Genomic DNA, 19,453 nt, shown 5'->3' on the forward strand with positions numbered 1-19,453 from the left:
GACCAAGAGAACGCTGCATGCGCCTGTTCTGGAAAGTATTTGCCGTACTCTGGCTGGCAACCCTGCTGGTCGGCGGCTCAGGCTTTCTGGTCAGTCGCGCCCTGCAGCAGGACTGGTTGCTGCTGCAACTGAATCCCGAGCTGCGCGACTTTGCAGCGCAGCTTGCAACCGTCTACGAGCAGAGCGGCCCAAGCGCCGCTCAGCAGTGGCTCGAACGGCAACGCAGCGAACATCGCCTGCGCGCTCGACTGTTTGACGCCGCCGGCGACAGCCTGCTGCCTGGCACCCTGTCGCGCCGGCCGCGGCTACAGGCCGAGTCACACGTACCTCCGGGACCACCAGAACAGCCCCCCGGACCAGGACGCCTGTTTCAGCTGGCCTGGACTACCGACCAGGCCAGCTACATCATCGCCCTTCATGTACCCGCCCCAACCCTGTGGCGAAGTCAACGCACCCCGCTTACGCTGCTGCTCAATATTGGTCTGGCGGTCGTTGTGCTGGCCCTGCTGAGTCTGCTGCTGAGCCGCTATTTGACGCGCCCGCTGGGTGATCTGGGCGCTGCTGCCCAGTCGCTGGCCAAAGGCGAGTTCAATGCACAGCGTCTGCAAAAAACCACGGCTCGTCGCGACGAGCTTGGCGAATTGGCCCGCCGTTTCGAAAGCATGGCCGAGCAGGTCCAGACACTGCTGGACAGCCAGCAGCAACTGCTGCGTGATGTATCCCATGAACTGCGCTCGCCGCTGGCGCGGCTTCGCGTCGGACTGGCGCTCGGCAGCCAGCAGAACCTGCCAGCCGATGACCCGCTCTGGCAGCGTCTGGATCGCGAATGCGACCGCCTGGACCAACTGATTGACGGCATTCTGACCCTCAGCCGGCTGGATACCCGGCGCGAGCCGGCCAGCGCATTTGCCCTGGACCCGCTGATTGCCGAGATTGTTGAGGATGCGCGCTTTGGCGCATCCGATCTTGCCATTGCCCTGAGCGGTGAAACCGGTTTAACGCTCCACGGCTGGCCGGACCAGTTGGCAGCCGCCATCGATAACCTGCTTCGCAATGCTGTGCGCTTCAGCCCGGAGAACGGCGAGATTCAGATCAGCCTGCGCCGCAGCGCAGGGCAGGCACTGATTCGGATTGATGATCAGGGTCCGGGGGTTGCCGATGAATGGCTGGACAAACTTGGTGACTCCTTCTTCAGGGTGCCGGGCCAGAGTCAGGACAGTGGCTACGGTCTGGGGCTGACGATTGCCCGGCGGGCCATCGCGCGACACGGCGGCCGTCTGTGCTTTTCACACAATCCGGCAGGCGGACTGCGGGTCGACATCAGCCTGCCGACCGTTCAGCACTGAGTCAATCTTGTGCCGGCCAGCGAGTGAAGAACCGATCAACGTCCAGGGCCGGCACCGCCTTGCGTTCTCCGGCAGGATGGCCGACGTAGAGAAAGGCCAGAATGTGCTCGTTTTCCTCTAGCGCCAGCCCGCGACGCACCACCGGGTGATAGGCCAGCGCTCCGGTACGCCAAACCGCCCCCAGCCCCATCGCATGTGCTGCCAGCAGCATGTTGCCGACGGCAACACCGCAGGCCAGATCCTGCTCGATCACCGGCACCTTGGCGTGTTCCTGATGGCGGCTGATGGCCACGATCATCAGCGGCGCCCGCAACGGCAACCCCTGATAGCGCGCCAGCGTATCCGCCGACAGGTCCGGCGTATCGGCCAGCGCGGCCCGGCCAAACAGCTCACCCAGAGCGTCAAGACCGCTACCTTCGATGACCAGAAAACGCCAGGGACGAAGATAGGCATGATCAGGCGCCCGCAGGGCAGCCAGAAACATCGCCTGTTGCTGCTCGGCAGTCGGGGCCGGGCCAACCAGGCGCGGCACGGAAACCCGCTCATGCAGCAGGGTCAAGGCATCCACGGGTATCATTCCTCCTCGGACTGGTCCTGCAGTACCTGTTCACGATACTGGCCCGGCGGCAGGCCGAACCAACGCTTGAAGGCACGAAAGAAATTGCTCGGATCGGCAAAGCCCAGCATGCAGGCGATCTCGAACAGTGTGAGTTGGGGTTGACCCAGATACTGCAGCGCCAGTTCCCGGCGGGTGCGCTCAAGCAGTTGCTGGAAGCTGACACCCTCTTCCTGCAGGCGACGCTGCAGGGTCCGCGTGCTCATGTTCATGGCACTGGCAACCGTCTGCCGCTTGGGCTCGCCCTGGGGCAACAGGCGGCAGAGTACCTGACGGGTCTGGTGAGTGACAGGGTCGGATTCAAAGCGGGCCAGAAAATCGCCGGCAAAGCGATCGTGCAACTTGGCCAGGCTGTCATTGGCGGTAGCCAGAGGCGCTTCCATCAACTGACGGGACATAAGCAGCGAATAGCTCGGCGCATCGAACTCCAGCGGGCAATCGAAAAGTGCGCGATAGGGCGTGGTGTCCTGTGGCTCGGGTCGGGCGAAGGTGGCTTTGAGCGGCACAATGGGTTCCGCGGTCATCCAGCGGCAGAACGCCAACGCGTAAGCCATGGCTGCCTCCACGCTCTGCCGCGCTGCGGGCAACCGATCGCCGTGGATGGCAAATTGCAGCCGGCAGGTATCAGGTTCGATCTGCATTACCATATCGGCCGACTCGCCGATCAGCCGCTGATAGCGCACCACCCGGCCAAAGCCTTCTCGCAGCGTGCGACTGGACATCAGCGAGTAACCGACCACACTGAAATGACCTGGCCGCACTACCCTTGCCATGTTCAGGCCGATAGCCGGATTGCCACTGCGCTCGACCGCCAGCTGCCAGACCCGGGTCATGCTGTCCTGGCTGATCCGCGCATCCGGGTCGGTCAGCACCTCGGCATCCAGCCCCAGCTCGCGGAATATTGCAGCAATGTCCAGCCCGTCGACGGCCAGAGCGTGGCCGATGGCAGAAACCCAACCTGCTGATGTGGTCCGTATTGCGCGATCCATGATTTCTCGCCGCTGTGAGCGGATTCAGACGTTCGTTTTTGGTATCCGGCGGACGATCATAGACTAAAAGTGCAGGCGAATAAAAAACCTGCGCAGCTCGACTTGGCCGCGATAGCCATACCCGTCTATTACTGCATTGTCTAACCTGATGTCACGCGCCTCAGCGGCCGAGTTCAACCGTTTCTGCCACCTACAGGACCGCTATCATGCCAGCATCCAGCACACCCGAACCGACTCGCTTTAGCACCTTTGCCGAGTTTTACCCCTACTACCTGAGCGAGCACCAGAACGACACCTGTCGCCGCCTGCACTACGCCGGTAGCAGTCTGGTAATCCTCCTGCTGCTTTACAGCCTGCTCAGCGGCAATCTCTGGTGGCTGCTGGCCCTGCCGATCGCCGGCTACGGGTTTGCCTGGGTTGGCCACTTCTTTTTTGAACACAACAAGCCGGCGACCTTTACCCATCCCTTTTACAGTTTTCTGGGAGACTGGGTCATGCTGCGCGATGCGCTGACCGGCCGAATCCGCTTCTGAGCGGTGAATCGCCTGAATGTCAGCACAGCGACAGTCACCTCCAGCTATCGCCTCTATGATGCCTGCAGCCTGACCCAAAACAGATAACAAGAGGAGATCCATCATGGGTGAGCAACACGCCACGTTCCGTGCCATGCAGGAAGGAACCGCAGAAGACTGGAGCATCATCTCCGAGCACTTCCGTCCGTTCGCCAAGAATCTGCCCGACCGCATCCTCGCCCACCTGCGCCTGCTGGACGGTGACTACGGCGGATTTCCGATCGATCGCCTGGAACATTCGATCCAGACCGCGACGCGCGCCCACCGTGACGGTCGGGATGAGGAATATGTCATCTGCGCGCTGCTGCACGATATCGGTGACACCCTGGGCAGCTACAACCACCCGGACATTGCCGCCGCCATCCTCAAGCCGTTTGTGAGCCCGGAGAACCTCTGGATGGTTGAAAAGCACGGCGTCTTCCAGGGCTACTATTTCTTCCACCACCTCGGCATGGATCGGCATCTGCGCGACCAGTTCAAGGATCATCCGCAGTATCAGTACACCGCCGAGTTCTGCGCCAAGTACGACGCACCGGCCTTTGATCCGGATTATGAAAGCGAGCCGCTGGAATTCTTCGAACCCATGCTGCGCCGCGTGTTCGCCAAACCGCGCAACAGTATCTACAAGGTCTAGGCGAGCAGCGTGGACGGCGCACGCACCGGGCATTGCGCTACGCCCGGTTACGCGCGGCATTAATCCACACCTCGCCAGCAACTCGCAGCCTGTCCGCGCGGCATTGTCCGCCGTGCGGATTACGGCCTATCATGCCCAGTCACAGACACCCGCTCGGTGCTCTTGCCCGGCCACGGATTCGACTGAACATGATCACCGACACCCACAAACCGCTCGCCAAACCGCCCCTTGAAGGTTATTACTCGCGCACCATTGCCTACCTGTGCGTCGCCTTGACCTTCAGCGCCGTGCTGGTCGAACGCGGCCATCAGCTGGCCTATCTGATCAGCATTCTCTATGCGCTTGCCTATCCGCAACTGGCTCACCTGATCAGCCGTAAGGTCCCGCCCCAACACTCAACCACCAAGCGCCTTACCCTGCTTGCCCTCGATGCCGTTCATACCGGCGCGTTCATGGCGGTGCTCGGATTCACCGTGGTACCCAGCCTGATGTTCTTTCTGCTGGTAGGCTTCTCCTGCCTGATTGCCGGTGGCTCACCCTACCTGATCGCCGGCAGTCTGCTGACTATCGCCGGCGCCCTGCTGGGCGCGGCAGCCTTTCAGCCACAACTGGTCTTCGCCAGCTCGAATCTGGTGACCCTGGTCAGCCTTATCAGCGGAGGCTTCTTCCTGTTGATCGTCGCGGCATTCGTGCATCGCCAGGGCCGCCACCTGGAACAGGCCCAGCAGCAGCTGCAACGCGAGCAGGAGAAGACGTCACGGCTGGCCGCCAACCTCTCCAAATACCTGTCGCCGCAGGTCTGGGAATCCATTTTCTCGGGTAAACGCAGCGCTCGACTGGAAACACGACGCAAGAAGCTGACCGTATTCTTTTCGGACATTCGCGGCTTCACCGAGCTGGCCGAGGAGCTGGAAGCCGAAGCCCTGACCGACCTGCTGAACAACTACCTGGACGAGATGTCGCGTATCGCCCTGCAATACGGTGGCACCATCGACAAGTTCGTCGGTGATTGCGTCATGGTCTTCTTCGGCGACCCGTCAACACGTGGCGCCAAGCAGGACGCAGAGGCTGCGGTCTCCATGGCCATTGCCATGCGCAAGCATATGAAGGTGCTGCGCCAGCAGTGGCGCAGCCGCGGCATCACCAAGCCGCTGGAAATCCGCATGGGGCTGAGCACCGGTTACTGCACCGTCGGTAACTTCGGCACCGCGACCCGCATGGATTACACCATCATCGGCCGCGAGGTGAATCTGGCCAGCCGCCTGGAGGGCGCAGCCGACGCCGGCGAGATTCTGATCTCGCACGAGACCTACTCCCTGGTGAAGGAACTGATCATGTGCCGCGACAAGGGCCAGATCAGCGTGAAAGGCTTCTCACGACCGGTGCAGATTTACGAAGTGGTCGGGCTGCGCCGCGAACTGGGCGCCGCGCCGACCTATGTGGAGCACGAGCTGACCGGTTTTTCGATGTATCTGGATACCACTCACGTTCGCAACTATGACAAGGAACAGATCATCAAGGCACTGGAGCAGGCCGCCCGCAAGTTACGCGACAAGGTCATTGTCTAGACGGCGTCAGGCCGCCCGCTCCTCAAGCGCGTCGCTCACCGGCTGCAGCATTTGCGCTTGAGCATCATGCCAGCGATAGAGCTCGATATGGCCATCCTGGTGTTCGATCAGCGCCGTACAGGACTCGACCCAGTCACCGCAGTTGAGATAATCGATACCGCTGACCCTGCTGATCTCGGCATGGTGGATATGCCCGCACACCACGCCATCCAGACCGCGCTTATTGCATTCGTGCGCCAGCGCCTCCTCAAACTCGCTGATGAAGTTAACCGCTTTCTTCACCCGGTGTTTGAGATAGCCTGACAATGACCAGTAGCCCAGGCCGAAGCGCGAACGCCAGTGATTGAGCCAGCGGTTCAGAACCAGACTGAACTCATAGGCGTGATCGCCGAGAAAGGCCAGCCAGCGGTGGCAGCGGGTAATGACATCGAACTGGTCGCCGTGGATTACCAGCAGCCGGCGGCCGTCGTCGCACTGATGTACCACCTCGTCAACCAGTTCGATATTGCCCAGCACCAGCGTGGAGTAGCGCCGCAGAAACTCGTCGTGATTGCCGGTGACATAGGTTACCCGGGTGCCGCGCTTGCTCATGGTGAGGATACGCCGCAATACGTTGGTATGCGCCTGGGGCCAGTAGATACCCTTGCGCAGCCGCCAACCGTCGATGATATCGCCCACCAGATACAGCTGATCGCACTCGACAGACTTGAGGAAGGTCGCCAACTTGTCGGCCTGGCATCCGCGCGTGCCCAAATGGAGATCCGATATCCACAGCGTCCTGACCCGCTGTTTTTGCGCCTCTGGCAACAACACCGCTGTATTCATGCGCCTGCCTCCTCGGGAAGTTGTCTTCACGCTACCGTCCGGCGGTGACCGGACTGTGTCATCCGGATGACCGCAATATGACAACACCACAGCACCGCAGGAATTCGCCGCTTCGTATACAATGGCGGCCTCCAGCCGTTGCCTTATCCGGACCCACACCATGTTCAAACGCCTGCTGCCGCTACTGTTGCTGATCCTTTCGGGCTGGACCGCGGCCGAACCCTTGCGTACCGGTCTGGTGCTGTCCGGCGGCGGTGCCCGTGGCCTGGCCCACATCGGCGTACTGAAGCAACTGGAAGAACTCAACATCCCGATCCACGCCATTGCCGGCACCAGCATGGGCGCGGTCATCGGCGGCCTTTATGCCTCAGGCTACAGTGCCGAAGAACTGGAGAAGCTCGCACTCGAACTGGACTGGCAGGATGCGCTGAGTGACTCCCCCCAGCGCGAAGACATACCCTACCGTCGCAAACAGGACGACCGCGACTTCCTGGTCAAGCAACGGCTCACCTTCAACAACGGCGTTCTCAGCCTGCCGCTTGGCCTGCTGCAGGGCCAGAACATGGGAGTGGTGCTGGAAAGCCTGCTGGTCCACACCAATGAAATCGACAACTTCGACAGGTTGCCTATCCCGTTTCGTGCCGTGGCGACCGACATTGCCACAGGTGAAGCCGTGGTATTCGACCACGGGCACTTGCCGCTGGCCATCCGAGCCAGCCTGGCACTGCCCGGATTCTTCGCCCCGGTCGAAGTGGATGGCCGCCTGCTGGTGGACGGTGTACTGAGCAAGAACGTGCCCATCGACGTCGCGCGCGCCATGGGCGTGGATAGGGTCATCGTGGTTGACATCGGCACTCCGCTGAAGTCTGCCAGCGAGCTGACCTCGGTGCTCGACATCATGGACCAGACAACAACCCTGCTGACCCGCACCAACACCGAGAAGCAGCTTGCCACCCTGACCGATCGTGACCTGCTGCTGCAACCGGCGCTTGGCAACATGGGGTTCAGCAGCTTCGCCGACGCACAGCAGGCCATTGATGCCGGCGCCCGCAGCCTCGCCGAGGCCAATGGCGTGCTGGCATTCGTCGCCCCGGACGGTGCCGAAAGCGGCGGCAACCTGGCCAGCAGCAGGCCTCAGCGCCAGGCCATCATTCATGCCATCGAAGTGGACAACAGCGGCAAGGTGGCCGACGAGGTGGTGCTCGGCATGATCCGCCAGCCAATCGGCGAGCCTCTGAATCTGGCCCGCCTGCAAACCGACATGGGCACCATCTACGGCACCGACTATTTCAGCCGAGTCACCTACGAAATCGTCCACGACCAGGGCCGCAACACCCTGCTGGTACATACGGCTGGCCGCCGCACCGGCACCGATTATCTGCGTCTGGGCCTGAATCTGGTAGACGACTTTGAAGGCGACAGTCAGTACAACGTTGGCGCCAGCTTTCGCGTCAACGGTCTCAACCCGCTCGGCGCGGAATGGCTGACCCGGCTGCAGGTCGGGTCGGAACAGGAGCTCTATACCGAGTTCTACCAGCCGCTTGACTATGGCTCACGCTATTTTGTGGCGCCCTTTATCGATGCCGAAGCGCGCAACATCGACGTTATCGACGACGACGATCCGATCGTTGGCTACCGTCAGAAACGCTATGGTGCCGGCCTGAATCTGGGCCGCCAGATCGCTAACAGCGGTGAAGTGCGTTTCGGCCTGTCGCGCTACCGCGGCAACTCGCGAGTACGCATCGGCGACCCCGACCTGCCCTCCATCGACTTCAACGAAGCCTTCTACTCGCTGGAGATCGACCGCGACACGCTGGACGATGTGAACTTCCCGCATTCGGGGGAAGAGGCGCGCCTGAGCTGGCGCCAGTCCGAGCCGGATCTGGGGGCCGACGCGCGTTACCAGCAGATCGAGTTCAGGGTCAACAAAGCCTTCGGCTTCGGCCCCAACAGCCTGCAACTGGGCGGTTTTATCGGTCGTACCGACAGCGACGTGGATGTGGCGCAAAGCAGCTTCAGTCTGGGCGGCCCCGGCTGGTTTTCCGGTTTCCGCCAGGACGGCCTGGCCGGTCAGAACTACCAGCTCGGCCGGCTGGTCTATTATCGGCGCCTGGCACCCAGCTACTTCAACACGCTCAGCCTGCCTTTCTACCTGGGCGCCAGCCTGGAGTACGGCCGCGTATACAACCGCGACGATGCCGGGTTCGATACCGGTTACTTCGGTGCCGGCAGCCTGCTGATGGGCATGGATACGCTGGTTGGCCCGCTGTTCTTCGGGCTGGGCGTCAACGAAGAGGGCCACGAGGCCCTGTATATGAAGCTGGGCCAGACGTTCTGAACCGGCAGCCCCCTAGCCGCTGATTTCCAGCACCAGTGCGGCACGGATGCAGTGCAACACCCCTTCGTCAACCGGCTCGTCCAGCTCACGCGCCAGGGTTCTTACGCCGGGCAGATCCTCGCCGTCGAAATTGAGAAAGGCATCCTGCAACCGCTCAAGCTGAGCGGGTCCGATGTCGATGGCCTGCTCCAGGGTCAGGTTGCCGGTGGTAATCGCCTGCGCCAGCTGACCGTAGACCTTGCGAAGCGGTTGCCCCAGCTGCATGGCTGCCTGTTCCGGGCTCATTCCGGCGCGCACCATGGCAATCGCCTCATGGGCATCACGGGTCTCCTGAGCCTGTGCCGCCGCTCCATCACCGGCCAGAACCTGAAGAAAATCAGCGCCATAGCGCTCAAGCTTGTGCGAACCGACGCCACTGACCAGTGCCATATCCTGCAGGGTAGTCGGCCGCTGACGCAGCATATCGACCAGCGTATTGTCGGTGAAGATGACGTAGGGCGGCACACCGTGAGCGTCCGCCAGCTGTTTGCGCAGGGTGCGCAACGACTCCCAGAGGGCGCGATCAGCCTCGGCAATCACCGGCTTGTTGCTGCCCCGGCTGCCCCAGGCTGCCGGCTTGCTGACATCACGGCGCAACTGCAGGCTCTGCTCGCCACGCAGCAGCGGACGACAGCGTTCGCTCAGGCGCAGGCTGCCATAGCCATCGAGATCCACCTCGACCAGAGCCAGGGCGATCAACTGGCGGAACACCGAGCGCCATTCATTCTCACCCAGTGACTTGCCAATCCCGTAGGTAGAAAGGTGCTGATGACCGGCGCTGCGAATCTTCTCGTTATCGCGACCGAGCAGAATGTCGATCAGGTGACCCACGCCATAACGCTGACCGCTTCTATAGATCGTCGACAGCGCCATCCGCGCCGCCTCACTGCCGTCCCAGGTCGAAACCGGCTCCTGGCAGTTGTCACAGTTACCGCAGGGTTGCTCCAGGGTTTCACCGAAGTAGCCCAGCAGCGTCTGCCGGCGACAGGTAGTCAGTTCGCAGAGGGCCAGCATGGCGTCAAGCTTGTGCCGCTCAATGCGTTTATGGCGCTCGTCACCTTCCGAGCCGGCCATGATCTGATTGAGCATCAGCACATCCTGCAGGCCGTAGGCCATCCAGGCGTCGGCAGCCAGACCATCACGGCCGGCACGACCGGTTTCCTGGTAGTAGGCCTCGACACTCTTGGGCAGATCCAGATGAGCGACAAAGCGCACATTGGACTTGTCGATACCCATACCGAAGGCGATGGTCGCGACCATTACCAGCCCCTCCTCATTTAGGAAGCGGCGCTGATGCGTGGAGCGCAACTCCTGCGGCAAGCCCGCATGATAGGGCAAGGCAGGCCAGCCCTGCTCGCACAGCCAGGCGGCGGTTTCTTCTACCTTCTTGCGCGACAGGCAATAGACAATGCCGGCGTCCCCCTTGTGCTCGCGCAGAAAACCGAGCAACTGCTGACGGGGCTTATCCTTGGGCACGATGCGATAAAAAATATTGGGGCGATCAAAGCCGGAAACAAAGCAGGCAGCCTGCTCAAGTTTCAGCCTCTGGACCATCTCTTCGCGGGTACGTTCATCCGCCGTGGCGGTCAGCGCCATGCGCGGCACGCCGGGGAACAGCTCTGCCAACTGACCCAGCTGCAGATACTCGGGGCGAAAATCGTGCCCCCACTGGGAAACACAGTGCGCCTCGTCAATCGCAAACAGGGCAATCGGCAAAGACTGCAGAAAATTCAGAGTACGGGGTTTGAGCAGACGCTCCGGGGCCAGATAGAGAAACTGCAGCTCACCGGCGCGCATCTGCCGGGCCACCTCGCGCTGGGCGTCTTCGCTCAACGTGGAATTGAGCGCCGCCGCCGTCAACCCCAGCTCGTTCAGCGTCGCGACCTGATCGTCCATCAACGCGATCAGCGGCGAAACCACCACTGTCAGCCCCTCACGCAGCAGCCCGGGCACCTGATAGCACAGTGACTTGCCACCACCGGTCGGCATCAAGACCAGCGCATCGCCGCCACAGGCCACCTGATCAATGATATCCGCTTGCTGACCACGGAATTCGCCGTAGCCAAACACGTTCCTGAGTTGCTGCAGTGCTTGCTCGCGCATGGGTCTCCTCACCAGATCCGATTCCGTTGATGGGCAGAATCAGCGGCCGCAGAGTATAACGTCTTTGGCAATTGCCCGGGGCATGCGTAAAATGACCGAACAAACAATGAGAGGTGTCCCATGTCCTTCAATGACCAACTCCAGCGCCTGCAAGCTTTTCTGGACGCCGATGACCTGCACGACGAAGCGCTGGACTACATGGCCGCCTGTGGCTACCTGAGCGCACTGGCCATCAGCCCGGAGCCGGTTGCCGACGAGGAGCTGCTGGCCGAGCTGTTCGCCGAAACCCCGCCCTACGAGAGCCCCGCGCAGCAGGACGAGATCATCGGCACCCTGCTGGAGCTCAAGGCCCGCATCGCTCGCGAGCTGGCCAGCGACGAGGATCTCGAACTGCCCTGTGAGCTGACCCTGGGTGACGAGCCCGATTACTCGGACCTGCGCAGCTGGTGCATCGGCTTTATGGAGGGGGTTTTCCTGCGTGAGGAGGCCTGGTTCAGCAATGACGAAGAGCTGGTCAGCGAGTTGCTGTTGCCGGTCATGGTCGGCTCCGGCCTGTTTGCCGATCAACCCGAGTTCGCCGAGATCGAGCAGGACGAAGACATGGTCGAGGATATGGTCGAGCACATTCCGCAGGTACTCACCCAGCTTTTCCTGCTGTTCCACGCCCCGGAAGAAAAGCCTCGTCCAGCCCTGTTGAAACGTTCCTGAGCCACACGGGTGCGCGCAGCAGACATGACGAACTGCGCGCGCTTGCCTACACTGGGTGGCATTACCTCGGCTAACGCTGCCGGAATGCCACTGCAGTGAAACGACCCATCCGCCTCCGCTTCTTTCTCCCTGCCAGTCTGCTGCTGGTCGCCCTGTCTGCGATCGGCTGGGACTACGAACAGATTTTCGCGCGCATCACCACCCTCTATCGTCCGGACATGCAAGCCCAGTGGCGCCTGCAGGAATGGCGCAGCATGCTCGACAACAGCCAGGCGCTCGAGCAAGCGCAGAAGCTCGAAACCATCAACACCTTCTTCAATCAGCGCCTGCGCTTCAGCGACGACATCGACATCTGGGGCCAGGTGGACTACTGGGCATCACCGGCCGAATCCATGGTCAAGGGTGCGGCAGACTGCGAAGACTACTCCATCGCCAAATACTTCAGCCTGCGCCGGGCCGGCATATCCAACGATCAGCTACGCCTGACCTACGTCAAGGCGCTGGAGCTGAATCAGGCTCATATGGTGCTGACCTACTACGCCACCCCCGATAGCGAACCGCTGGTATTGGACAACCTGATCGATAGCATATTGCCCGCATCGCAGCGCAGCGACCTGTTGCCGGTTTACAGTTTCAATGCGGAAGGGCTATGGCTGGCCGGCCGCGGCAACACCCAGACCGGCTCGGCAAAACAACTGTCGCGCTGGCAGGATCTGTTGAAAAAAATGCAGAACGAGGGCTTCGATGCCCCCGGCTTACCCTGAGTCAAGAGGACCCAACCATGTCACTGGTCAAACAGCTTATTCTGGCGATTTGTCTGTTCCTGCTGGTCGCCTTCAGCGGGAGCTTCATCGTCAGTCTGGAAAGCTCCCGCAACCAGCTGCAGACCCAGCTGCGCTCCCATGCTCAGGACGCTGCTACCGCGCTTGGCCTGTCCCTGACACCCCACGTCAGAGATCCGGCCATGATCGAGCTGATGGTCAGCTCGATCTTTGACAGTGGCTACTTCGCCCGCATTCGCGTTTATGCGGTCAGCAACGGCGAGGTTCTGGTTGAACGCACACGCAGCCTTGACGAGACCAAGGCGCCTGGCTGGTTCGTCAACCTGGTCAATCTGCAGGAGCAGGCCGGTGACGCTATCGTCATGGACGGCTGGCAACAGTCCGCACGCGTCGAGGTTGTCAGCCATCCGCAGTTCGCCCTGAACAAACTCTGGGACAGCGCCCTGGGTACCCTGGCCTGGCTGGTGGCCTGCGGGTTGTTCAGCGCCCTTCTCGGCGCTCTGTTGCTTAAGCGTCAGCTGACGCCGCTGATGTCCATGGCCGACCAGGCCGAAGCAATCACCCGGCGCGAGTATCGGACGCTGCCACGGATCCCCCGGACGCCCGAGCTCAAGCACGTGGTCGTCGCCATGAACCAAATGGTCGGCAAGCTAAAGACCCTGTTTGAGGAAGAGGCCGCCCGGACCGAGCATTACCGCCGTCAGGCTTACCATGACGCTCTGACAGATCTGCCGAACAGACTGGCCTTTGATCATGCACTGGCCGCAGCACTCACCTCGACGGAAAATCCCGACGGCATGCTGCTCGGCTTGCGGGTATCCGACCTCAACCGGATCAACCAGCAACTCGGCGCAGCTAGCACAGACGCGCTGCTCAAAAGCATCGGCGGCCAGCTGCAGGCCCTGCAGAACGCCCACCCCAGCTGGCTTTGCTGCCGCTCACGCGGTGGCGAATTTCTCACTCTGGCGCCAGGCGGCGACCTTGCCGACATTCGCAAGCTGGCCGAACAACTGGCAAACCAGGTTGCCTCGCTGGAGACGTTGACGTCGCTCGGCGAAGCACAACCAATTGAACTCGGCATTACCGGCTACCGGGTTGGCGATGACAGCAAGCAAGTACTGCGGCGACTTGATCAGGCCATGACCGAGTCGAGCCTGAACGGCGCAACCATCCAGCCCGGCTATGAGCCAGCAAACGAGAGCAGTCAGTCACCGGGCAGCAGCCACGACTGGCGCGAGCTGCTCGAAGCCGCGCTGAAGGACTTCAGCTTCACCTTGCACTTCCAGCCGGTACTGCACGGCCACGATCTCAAGCAACTGCTGCATCAGAAGGCTCTGGTTCGCCTGCGGGGCACTGATGGCAAACTCATGATGGCCGGCCAGTTTCTGCCATGGATAGAGCGCCTGGGGCTATCGCCCGCCTTCGATCGCTGCATGGTCGGGCTGGCCCTGTCCCACCTTCAGCGCCACCCGGGCCCGCTGGCACTCAGCATTACCAATGACACGCTGCACAATGCAGAGCATCGCAAGCAGATCCGCCAATTGCTGGAGCAGCATCGAACCGAGGCCGCCCATCTGACGCTGGAAGTTGACGCGCGCTACCTGCAAGGGTGTGACGACCTGGCCAGCCTGGCTCAGGAGCTGCGTCCGCTGTCCGTGCAAGTGGGTCTTCAGCACTTTGGCCGCCAGCTCAGTCTGATCGGCGAACTGGCCCTTATTGGCCTGAGCTACCTGAAGATCGAAAGCAGCTTCATCCGCGACCTGGATACCGAGAGCGACAAGCATCTGTATCTGGAGGCACTGGTGCGCACCGCGCAACGGATCGACCTGCTGCTGATCGCGGAGCAGGTACAGAGCCAGAGCGAGGTTTCTGCACTGAAACAACTGGGCATTGAGGCCATGCAAGGCCGGGCGCTGGCCGAGCCGGGAGAGTGGCGCGACTGATTCTTCCGGTCGACGAATCTGCGCCTGACCCTGCAGCTTGTTAAGCCGCGTCAAAGGGATAAAAGGCAACAGTCTGACGCGAATACGCTGGAACAATGCGTTGAATAGGCCTTATCGCCCAACCGGAGGCACATTGCACATCAAATTGCTGACGCCAGATTTGCAACATCCATGGGTTCTCATCCGTGCAGAGCCTGTTATCATGCCCGGCCCAAGGGATGAATTGACGACGCCAGACAGCCTGTGACTGCGATGGCGTACCTGGCAAAGGCAAAGGCCTGCGAACCTATGATCAAGAAGATTCTGGTTGTCTGTGTCGGCAACATCTGCCGCAGCCCTACGGCTGAGGCGCTGCTGCAGCAAAAGCTCGCCGGCAAAGGCATCACCGTCAGTTCTGCCGGGCTGGGAGCACTCGTGGACAAACCGGTAGATGCCTCAGCCGCACAGGTGATGGCCGCCGCCGGCCTCACGCTGCCAGAGCACAGGGCCCGTCAAGTCACCCCCGAGATGCTGCACGCGGCGGATCTGATCCTGGCCATGGAACAGCGTCACCTGCAAAAACTCCACAGCCTGGCACCCGAGACCCGCGGCAAGGCGCTGCTGATCGGCAAATGGCTGGACAATGCTGAAGTACCAGACCCCTATCGTCAGCAACTGCCCGCGTTCGAGCACGTTTTCAAGGTACTCGACAAGGCAACGACTGCCTGGTTGCGCTATCTTTAATCGCCCTACACCCTTTGCCCTACTCTGTCACGGAACCTGATTGTTGATGCAGAACAGCACCCCCGCCGCCGCACAAAACAACCAAGACGAAATCGACTTGCTGGCCCTGCTGGGCGCTCTGATCGATCACAAGCTGACCATCATCATCTGCACACTGGTGTTTGCGTTCGTCGGTATTGCCTACGTGCTGCTGGCAACGCCCATCTACCGGGCCGATGCGGTAATCCAGATTGAAGAGAAATCCAGCGGGCTCGGTGGTCTGCTTGGCGATGCCGGTGCAGCCGACATGTTCGCCAGTACCAGCGCCGCTGCGACCGAAATCGAACTGCTGAAGTCACGCAAGGTGATTGGTCAGACCGTCGAAAATCTCAAGCTGGATGTGGTAGCCGAACCCAAGCTGTACCCCGTGATCGGCTCGTATTTCTACCGTCGCTACAGCCCGACGGAACAACAGCCGGTTGCTGACGCGCTGCTCGGCATGGACAGCTACGCCTGGGGCGGGGAAAAGCTGGATATCTTTCAGCTTGAGGTGCCCGCAGCCTGGGAAGGCAAGCAGCTTATCCTGCGGGCGGGGGCTGAGGGACAGTTCGCGCTGCTCAATGGTGAAGATGAGCTGCTGCTCGAGGGGCAAGTCGGTACCCGCATAGAAGAACAGGGCTTTCGTGTCCAGATCGCCAAGCTGATTGCCAACCCCGGAACCGAGTTTCTGGTCACCAAGCGCAACAGTCTGAGCACCACCCTCGCCTATCAGCGTGACATCGGCGTCAGTGAAAAGGGTCGCGACTCCGGTATTCTTCTGCTGAACCTGGAAAGTCCGCGCCCGGCCGATGCAGCCCGGATTCTTGATGAAGTCAGCCGCCTGTATGTGCTGCAAAACGTCCAGCGAAAATCCGCAGAGGCCCAGCAAAGCCTCGACTTCCTGAAGGAACAGCTGCCCACCGTCCGACGCCAGCTCGAAGCAGCCGAGCAGGCGCTGAATGCCTATCAGGCCAAAGCCGGATCGGTCGACATCACCCTCGAGACCCAGGCGGTTCTGGATCAGGTGGTCGAGCTGGACACCTCCATCTCGGAGCTGCAGCTCAAGCGCTCGGAAATGGAGCGCCGCTTCACTCGCCAGCACCCCAGCTATCAGGCGCTGATGGAACAGCTCAATCAGTTGAACAGCCGCCGTAATGCGCTGGTTGACCGTGTCGGCGATCTGCCTGCTACCCAGCAAGAGCTGCTGCGCCTGTCGCGGGATGTGAAGGTCAGTACCGAAATCTATACCGCGATGCTCAACACCTCGCAGGAGCTGGATGTGGTGCGCGCAGGCACGGTTGGTAACGTCCGGATCATTGACGATGCGGTGGTCGATACCAGCCAGCCGGTCAAGCCGAAGAAAGCGCTGATCGTCGTTCTGGCAACCCTGTTGGGTGGCATGCTGGGCGTTGCCATTGCCCTGCTGCGCCACGCACTGAATCGCGGCATCGAAAACCCTGAGCTGCTGGAGCAGATAGGCCTGCCTGTTTACGCGTCCGTCCCGTTCAGCAAGGATCAGCAGCAGATCGAGCGCAATGCCAAAGGCAAGACCATCACCCAGAACTCGCAACTGCTGGCAGCTACCAACCCGGCAGACCTCTCCATTGAGGCCCTGCGCAGCCTGCGCACCAGCCTGCATTTCGCCATGATGGAAGCACGCAACAATATTCTGATGATCTCGGGCCCCAGCCCCAGTGTCGGCAAGTCGTTCATCTCCACCAACCTGGCTGCCATTGTCGCCCAGGCCGGTCAGAAGGTAGTACTGATCGACGGTGACATGCGCAAGGGCTACGCCCACAAGCTGATGAGCCTGCCGGCGGAGCCCGGGCTGTCGAACCTGCTGGTCAATACCCACACCTTGGCCGACGCCTTGCAGAAGAGTGAAGTACCCAACCTGCACTTCATTCCGCGCGGCCAGATTCCGCCGAATCCGTCCGAACTGCTGATGCATGTGAACTTCGAATCACTGCTGAAGCAATTGAGTGGCATGTATGACCTCGTGATCGTCGACACGCCACCGATTCTGGCTGTGACCGACGCTGCTCTGGTTGGCCGCCTGGCCGGCACCAGCCTGATTGTTTCGCGCTTTGGCCTCAACCCGGTGAAGGAAGTGGAGCAAACCCTGCAACGCTTCCGCAACAATGGTGTCGAGATCAAAGGGGCGATTTTCAACGCAGTCGAGAAGAAAGCCTCGGCCTATGGCTACGGCAATTACGGCTATTACCAGTACGAGTACAAGTCGGACAAAAAGTAACGCAGTACTGTACGCGCCGGCATCGTGACGTATACTCGATGCCAGCGAAAGCAACCTATTCGGGAACAAACATGAAGCACAAGATCATTTCAGGAGTCACTCTCAGCCTGCTGCTTGGTGCCGGCGCCGCACAGGCACAATCGCTCTGGTACAAGCCCTGGAGCTGGTTTCAGCCGCAACCGCCCAAGATTCAGGACCTGCCGCGCCCTCCTGCTTCCATGCCGCCGACCAATATCGCCGAACAGCCCGAGCCTCAAGGCGGATTTTCCAATCTTGGCGGCTGGACCCTGGGTGTGACGGCAGCCATTGGCGCTGGTGCAGCACTGGGTTCTTCCGGCGGCGGTTCCGACAGCACCAGTGGTACCACCGGTTCTACCGGTACCAACTGACAACCGGGTTGGGCGCACGCCTGCCCAACCACAGTAGCACACGGCCTGCACTTCCCTTGCCAAGGTCATTGCGTATAATCAGGTGGGCACGCGCTCACGGACTCAAGGAGATACCCATGAAAACGCAACTGGTTTCAGTTATTGCTGCGGGCCTGCTGATTGCTTCCAGCGTCACATATGCCCAATCAGAGGATGATACTACCCAACAGGTCAACGATCCGACCGTGACCCAGAACGGCGACACCCTGCCTGACGCCCAAGGGGGCCTGGGTGGAATGGGTGGTGCAGCTCTCGGTGTTGGCCTGGCTGCCGGTGCTGCAGCTGCAGCCGGTTCTTCTGGCGGCAGCTCCGATGGCGCAGGCGGAACCGGCACCACCGGCTCCAACTGAACATCGGCTTTTGAAGCAATCGAAGCCATCTGACCCTTAACATCAGATGGCTTTTTGTTCTGTACCGACAACAACGCGAATAAGATCAAACCTATGAACCGCTTTCCTCTCGCCGCACTGAGCCTCTCAGCCCTGTTTCTGCAAGCCTGCATGTTCTCTCCCGGCATGCACATGGATACCGACAGGCTGCTGGCCGAAGACTCCGCCGAGGAAAGTTTGGTCGAAATGGTCCAGATCACGCCCAAGGTGCTGACCCAGGAACAGGCCGTACAGCCCAACCGTCAGGTACCGGCAGCCCTGCTGGATTACACCCCGGACAACTATCGTCTCGGCCCGAACGACGGCCTGTTCATCACCGTTTGGGATCACCCCGAACTGACAGTTCCGGGCGGCCAGCAACAGGCCACCGAGGCCAACGCCCGCGTCGTGAGGGACGACGGCACCCTGTTCTACCCGTTCATCGGTAGCGTCCAGGTTGCCGGCATGACTCAGGAAGAGCTGCGCAAGGTCATTACCCAACGGCTCGCCCGGTACATCGAACAGCCCCAGGTCGACATCAACATCATTGGCTATAACAGCCAGAAGGTAACGCTTAGCGGCGCCTTCATGCAGCCCGGCTTCCGCGCCATTACCTCGCAGCCGCTGACGCTGCTGCAGGCTATCGGTGAGGCCGGTATCGACAGCGAGCGCGCCGACCTGTCTCGCCTGAATCTGATCCGCGACGGCCAGGTCTTTACACTGGACTACGACTACCTGACCAGCCATCCCAGTGACATCGGCAACATCTATCTCAAAGCCGGTGACAAGTTGCATCTGGGGCTCAACGATGCACGCAAGGTCTTTGTGATGGGTGAAGTAGCACGGCCGACCGCGCTGTCCTACAGCACCAGCCGCATGACCCTCAGCGAGGTTCTGGCAACTGTCGGCGGCCCCTCCCCCGCAACGTCCAGCGGCCGCGAGGTCTACGTTATCCGTGGTGTCGAAAACCTGGAAACCGAGAAAGCGACCATCTTCCAGCTGAACGCCCAATCGCCATCCGCCTTTATTCTGGCCGACCAGTTCGAAATGCGGCCCCAGGACGTGGTATTCGTTGGCGCCGCCGGCATCACACGCTGGAATCGCTTCGTCAGCCAGCTGTTCCCGAGCGCCAATATCATCGGTACCGCCGTTCGGGTGGGTAGCGACTACGACGATCTGCGTAACGACAACTGACAGGT

General features: G+C 61.0%; 17 protein-coding genes. 13 read left to right on the plus strand and 4 right to left on the minus strand.

Features of this window, described 5'->3' with window-relative positions; translation table 11 throughout:
- Positions 1-17 precede the first annotated feature (17 nt).
- Positions 18-1,346, plus strand: coding sequence for a HAMP domain-containing sensor histidine kinase (locus ACZ5WQ_RS07530; RefSeq protein WP_269687077.1), 1,329 nt, complete (start codon positions 18-20; stop codon positions 1,344-1,346).
- 1 nt (position 1,347) lies between these two features.
- Here the strand turns inward: ACZ5WQ_RS07530 and ACZ5WQ_RS07535 are convergent, their stop codons facing one another.
- Together ACZ5WQ_RS07535 and ACZ5WQ_RS07540 are read right to left on the minus strand one after the other, a co-directional pair.
- Positions 1,348-1,914, minus strand: coding sequence for a nitroreductase family protein (locus ACZ5WQ_RS07535; protein WP_285676268.1), 567 nt, complete (start codon positions 1,912-1,914; stop codon positions 1,348-1,350).
- Between the two features lie 5 nt (positions 1,915-1,919).
- Complete coding sequence (locus ACZ5WQ_RS07540; RefSeq protein ID WP_233048176.1) at positions 1,920-2,951, minus strand: AraC family transcriptional regulator; 1,032 nt, start codon at positions 2,949-2,951, stop codon at positions 1,920-1,922.
- A 206-nt stretch (positions 2,952-3,157) separates the two neighbouring features.
- Here ACZ5WQ_RS07540 and ACZ5WQ_RS07545 point away from each other — a divergent pair, with 206 nt between their 5' ends.
- From ACZ5WQ_RS07545 to ACZ5WQ_RS07555, 3 genes are all read left to right on the plus strand, one after another.
- Entirely contained in the window at positions 3,158-3,484 is a 327-nt protein-coding gene (locus ACZ5WQ_RS07545) for an Mpo1-like protein (protein WP_464383490.1), read from the plus strand.
- A 103-nt stretch (positions 3,485-3,587) separates the two neighbouring features.
- Positions 3,588-4,157 carry an HD domain-containing protein gene (locus ACZ5WQ_RS07550; RefSeq protein WP_088273745.1) on the plus strand — a complete coding sequence of 190 codons (570 nt, stop codon included), beginning with the start codon at positions 3,588-3,590 and terminating at the stop codon, positions 4,155-4,157.
- A gap of 188 nt (positions 4,158-4,345) precedes the next feature.
- The gene (locus ACZ5WQ_RS07555; RefSeq protein ID WP_269688697.1) at positions 4,346-5,725 is read left to right on the plus strand and encodes an adenylate/guanylate cyclase domain-containing protein; all 1,380 of its coding nucleotides are present in this window, start codon (positions 4,346-4,348) and stop codon (positions 5,723-5,725) included.
- Positions 5,726-5,731: 6 nt separating this feature from the next.
- On the opposite strand, the gene ACZ5WQ_RS07560 is transcribed toward ACZ5WQ_RS07555, so the two are convergent.
- Positions 5,732-6,550: a UDP-2,3-diacylglucosamine diphosphatase gene (locus tag ACZ5WQ_RS07560; RefSeq protein WP_269687075.1), complete on the minus strand. Its 819-nt coding sequence runs from the start codon at positions 6,548-6,550 to the stop codon at positions 5,732-5,734.
- 160 nt (positions 6,551-6,710) lie between these two features.
- Here ACZ5WQ_RS07560 and ACZ5WQ_RS07565 point away from each other — a divergent pair, with 160 nt between their 5' ends.
- A complete protein-coding gene (locus ACZ5WQ_RS07565) occupies positions 6,711-8,888 on the plus strand; it encodes a patatin-like phospholipase family protein (RefSeq protein ID WP_464383491.1) in 2,178 nt (725 codons plus the stop codon).
- Between the two features lie 12 nt (positions 8,889-8,900).
- Here the strand turns inward: ACZ5WQ_RS07565 and recQ are convergent, their stop codons facing one another.
- Complete coding sequence (gene recQ / locus ACZ5WQ_RS07570) at positions 8,901-11,030, minus strand: DNA helicase RecQ (RefSeq protein ID WP_335598707.1); 2,130 nt, start codon at positions 11,028-11,030, stop codon at positions 8,901-8,903.
- A gap of 120 nt (positions 11,031-11,150) precedes the next feature.
- Here recQ and ACZ5WQ_RS07575 point away from each other — a divergent pair, with 120 nt between their 5' ends.
- The 8 genes from ACZ5WQ_RS07575 (at position 11,151) to ACZ5WQ_RS07610 (ending at position 19,448) form a co-directional block, all read left to right on the plus strand.
- Positions 11,151-11,738, plus strand: coding sequence for a UPF0149 family protein (locus ACZ5WQ_RS07575; protein WP_228246104.1), 588 nt, complete (start codon positions 11,151-11,153; stop codon positions 11,736-11,738).
- Positions 11,739-11,845: 107 nt separating this feature from the next.
- Positions 11,846-12,502, plus strand: a complete 657-nt coding sequence (locus ACZ5WQ_RS07580; protein WP_418887096.1) for a transglutaminase-like cysteine peptidase — start codon at positions 11,846-11,848, stop codon at positions 12,500-12,502.
- A gap of 17 nt (positions 12,503-12,519) precedes the next feature.
- Positions 12,520-14,463 carry a bifunctional diguanylate cyclase/phosphodiesterase gene (locus ACZ5WQ_RS07585; protein ID WP_464383492.1) on the plus strand — a complete coding sequence of 648 codons (1,944 nt, stop codon included), beginning with the start codon at positions 12,520-12,522 and terminating at the stop codon, positions 14,461-14,463.
- A 288-nt stretch (positions 14,464-14,751) separates the two neighbouring features.
- Entirely contained in the window at positions 14,752-15,186 is a 435-nt protein-coding gene (locus ACZ5WQ_RS07590; RefSeq protein ID WP_088273935.1) for a low molecular weight protein-tyrosine-phosphatase, read from the plus strand.
- Between the two features lie 46 nt (positions 15,187-15,232).
- Entirely contained in the window at positions 15,233-17,458 is a 2,226-nt protein-coding gene (locus ACZ5WQ_RS07595) for a polysaccharide biosynthesis tyrosine autokinase (protein WP_335598709.1), read from the plus strand.
- Positions 17,459-17,529: 71 nt separating this feature from the next.
- Positions 17,530-17,847 (plus strand): hypothetical protein, encoded by a 318-nt coding sequence (locus tag ACZ5WQ_RS07600; protein WP_335598710.1) that lies wholly within the window; start codon positions 17,530-17,532, stop codon positions 17,845-17,847.
- Between the two features lie 116 nt (positions 17,848-17,963).
- On the plus strand, positions 17,964-18,236 hold the full coding sequence (locus ACZ5WQ_RS07605; RefSeq protein WP_269687070.1) for a hypothetical protein: 273 nt from the start codon (positions 17,964-17,966) through the stop codon (positions 18,234-18,236).
- Between the two features lie 93 nt (positions 18,237-18,329).
- Positions 18,330-19,448, plus strand: a complete 1,119-nt coding sequence (locus tag ACZ5WQ_RS07610) for a polysaccharide biosynthesis/export family protein (protein WP_228246110.1) — start codon at positions 18,330-18,332, stop codon at positions 19,446-19,448.
- Positions 19,449-19,453: the final 5 nt, after the last annotated feature.

Source organism: Halopseudomonas sp. T1L2 (assembly GCF_055397385.1).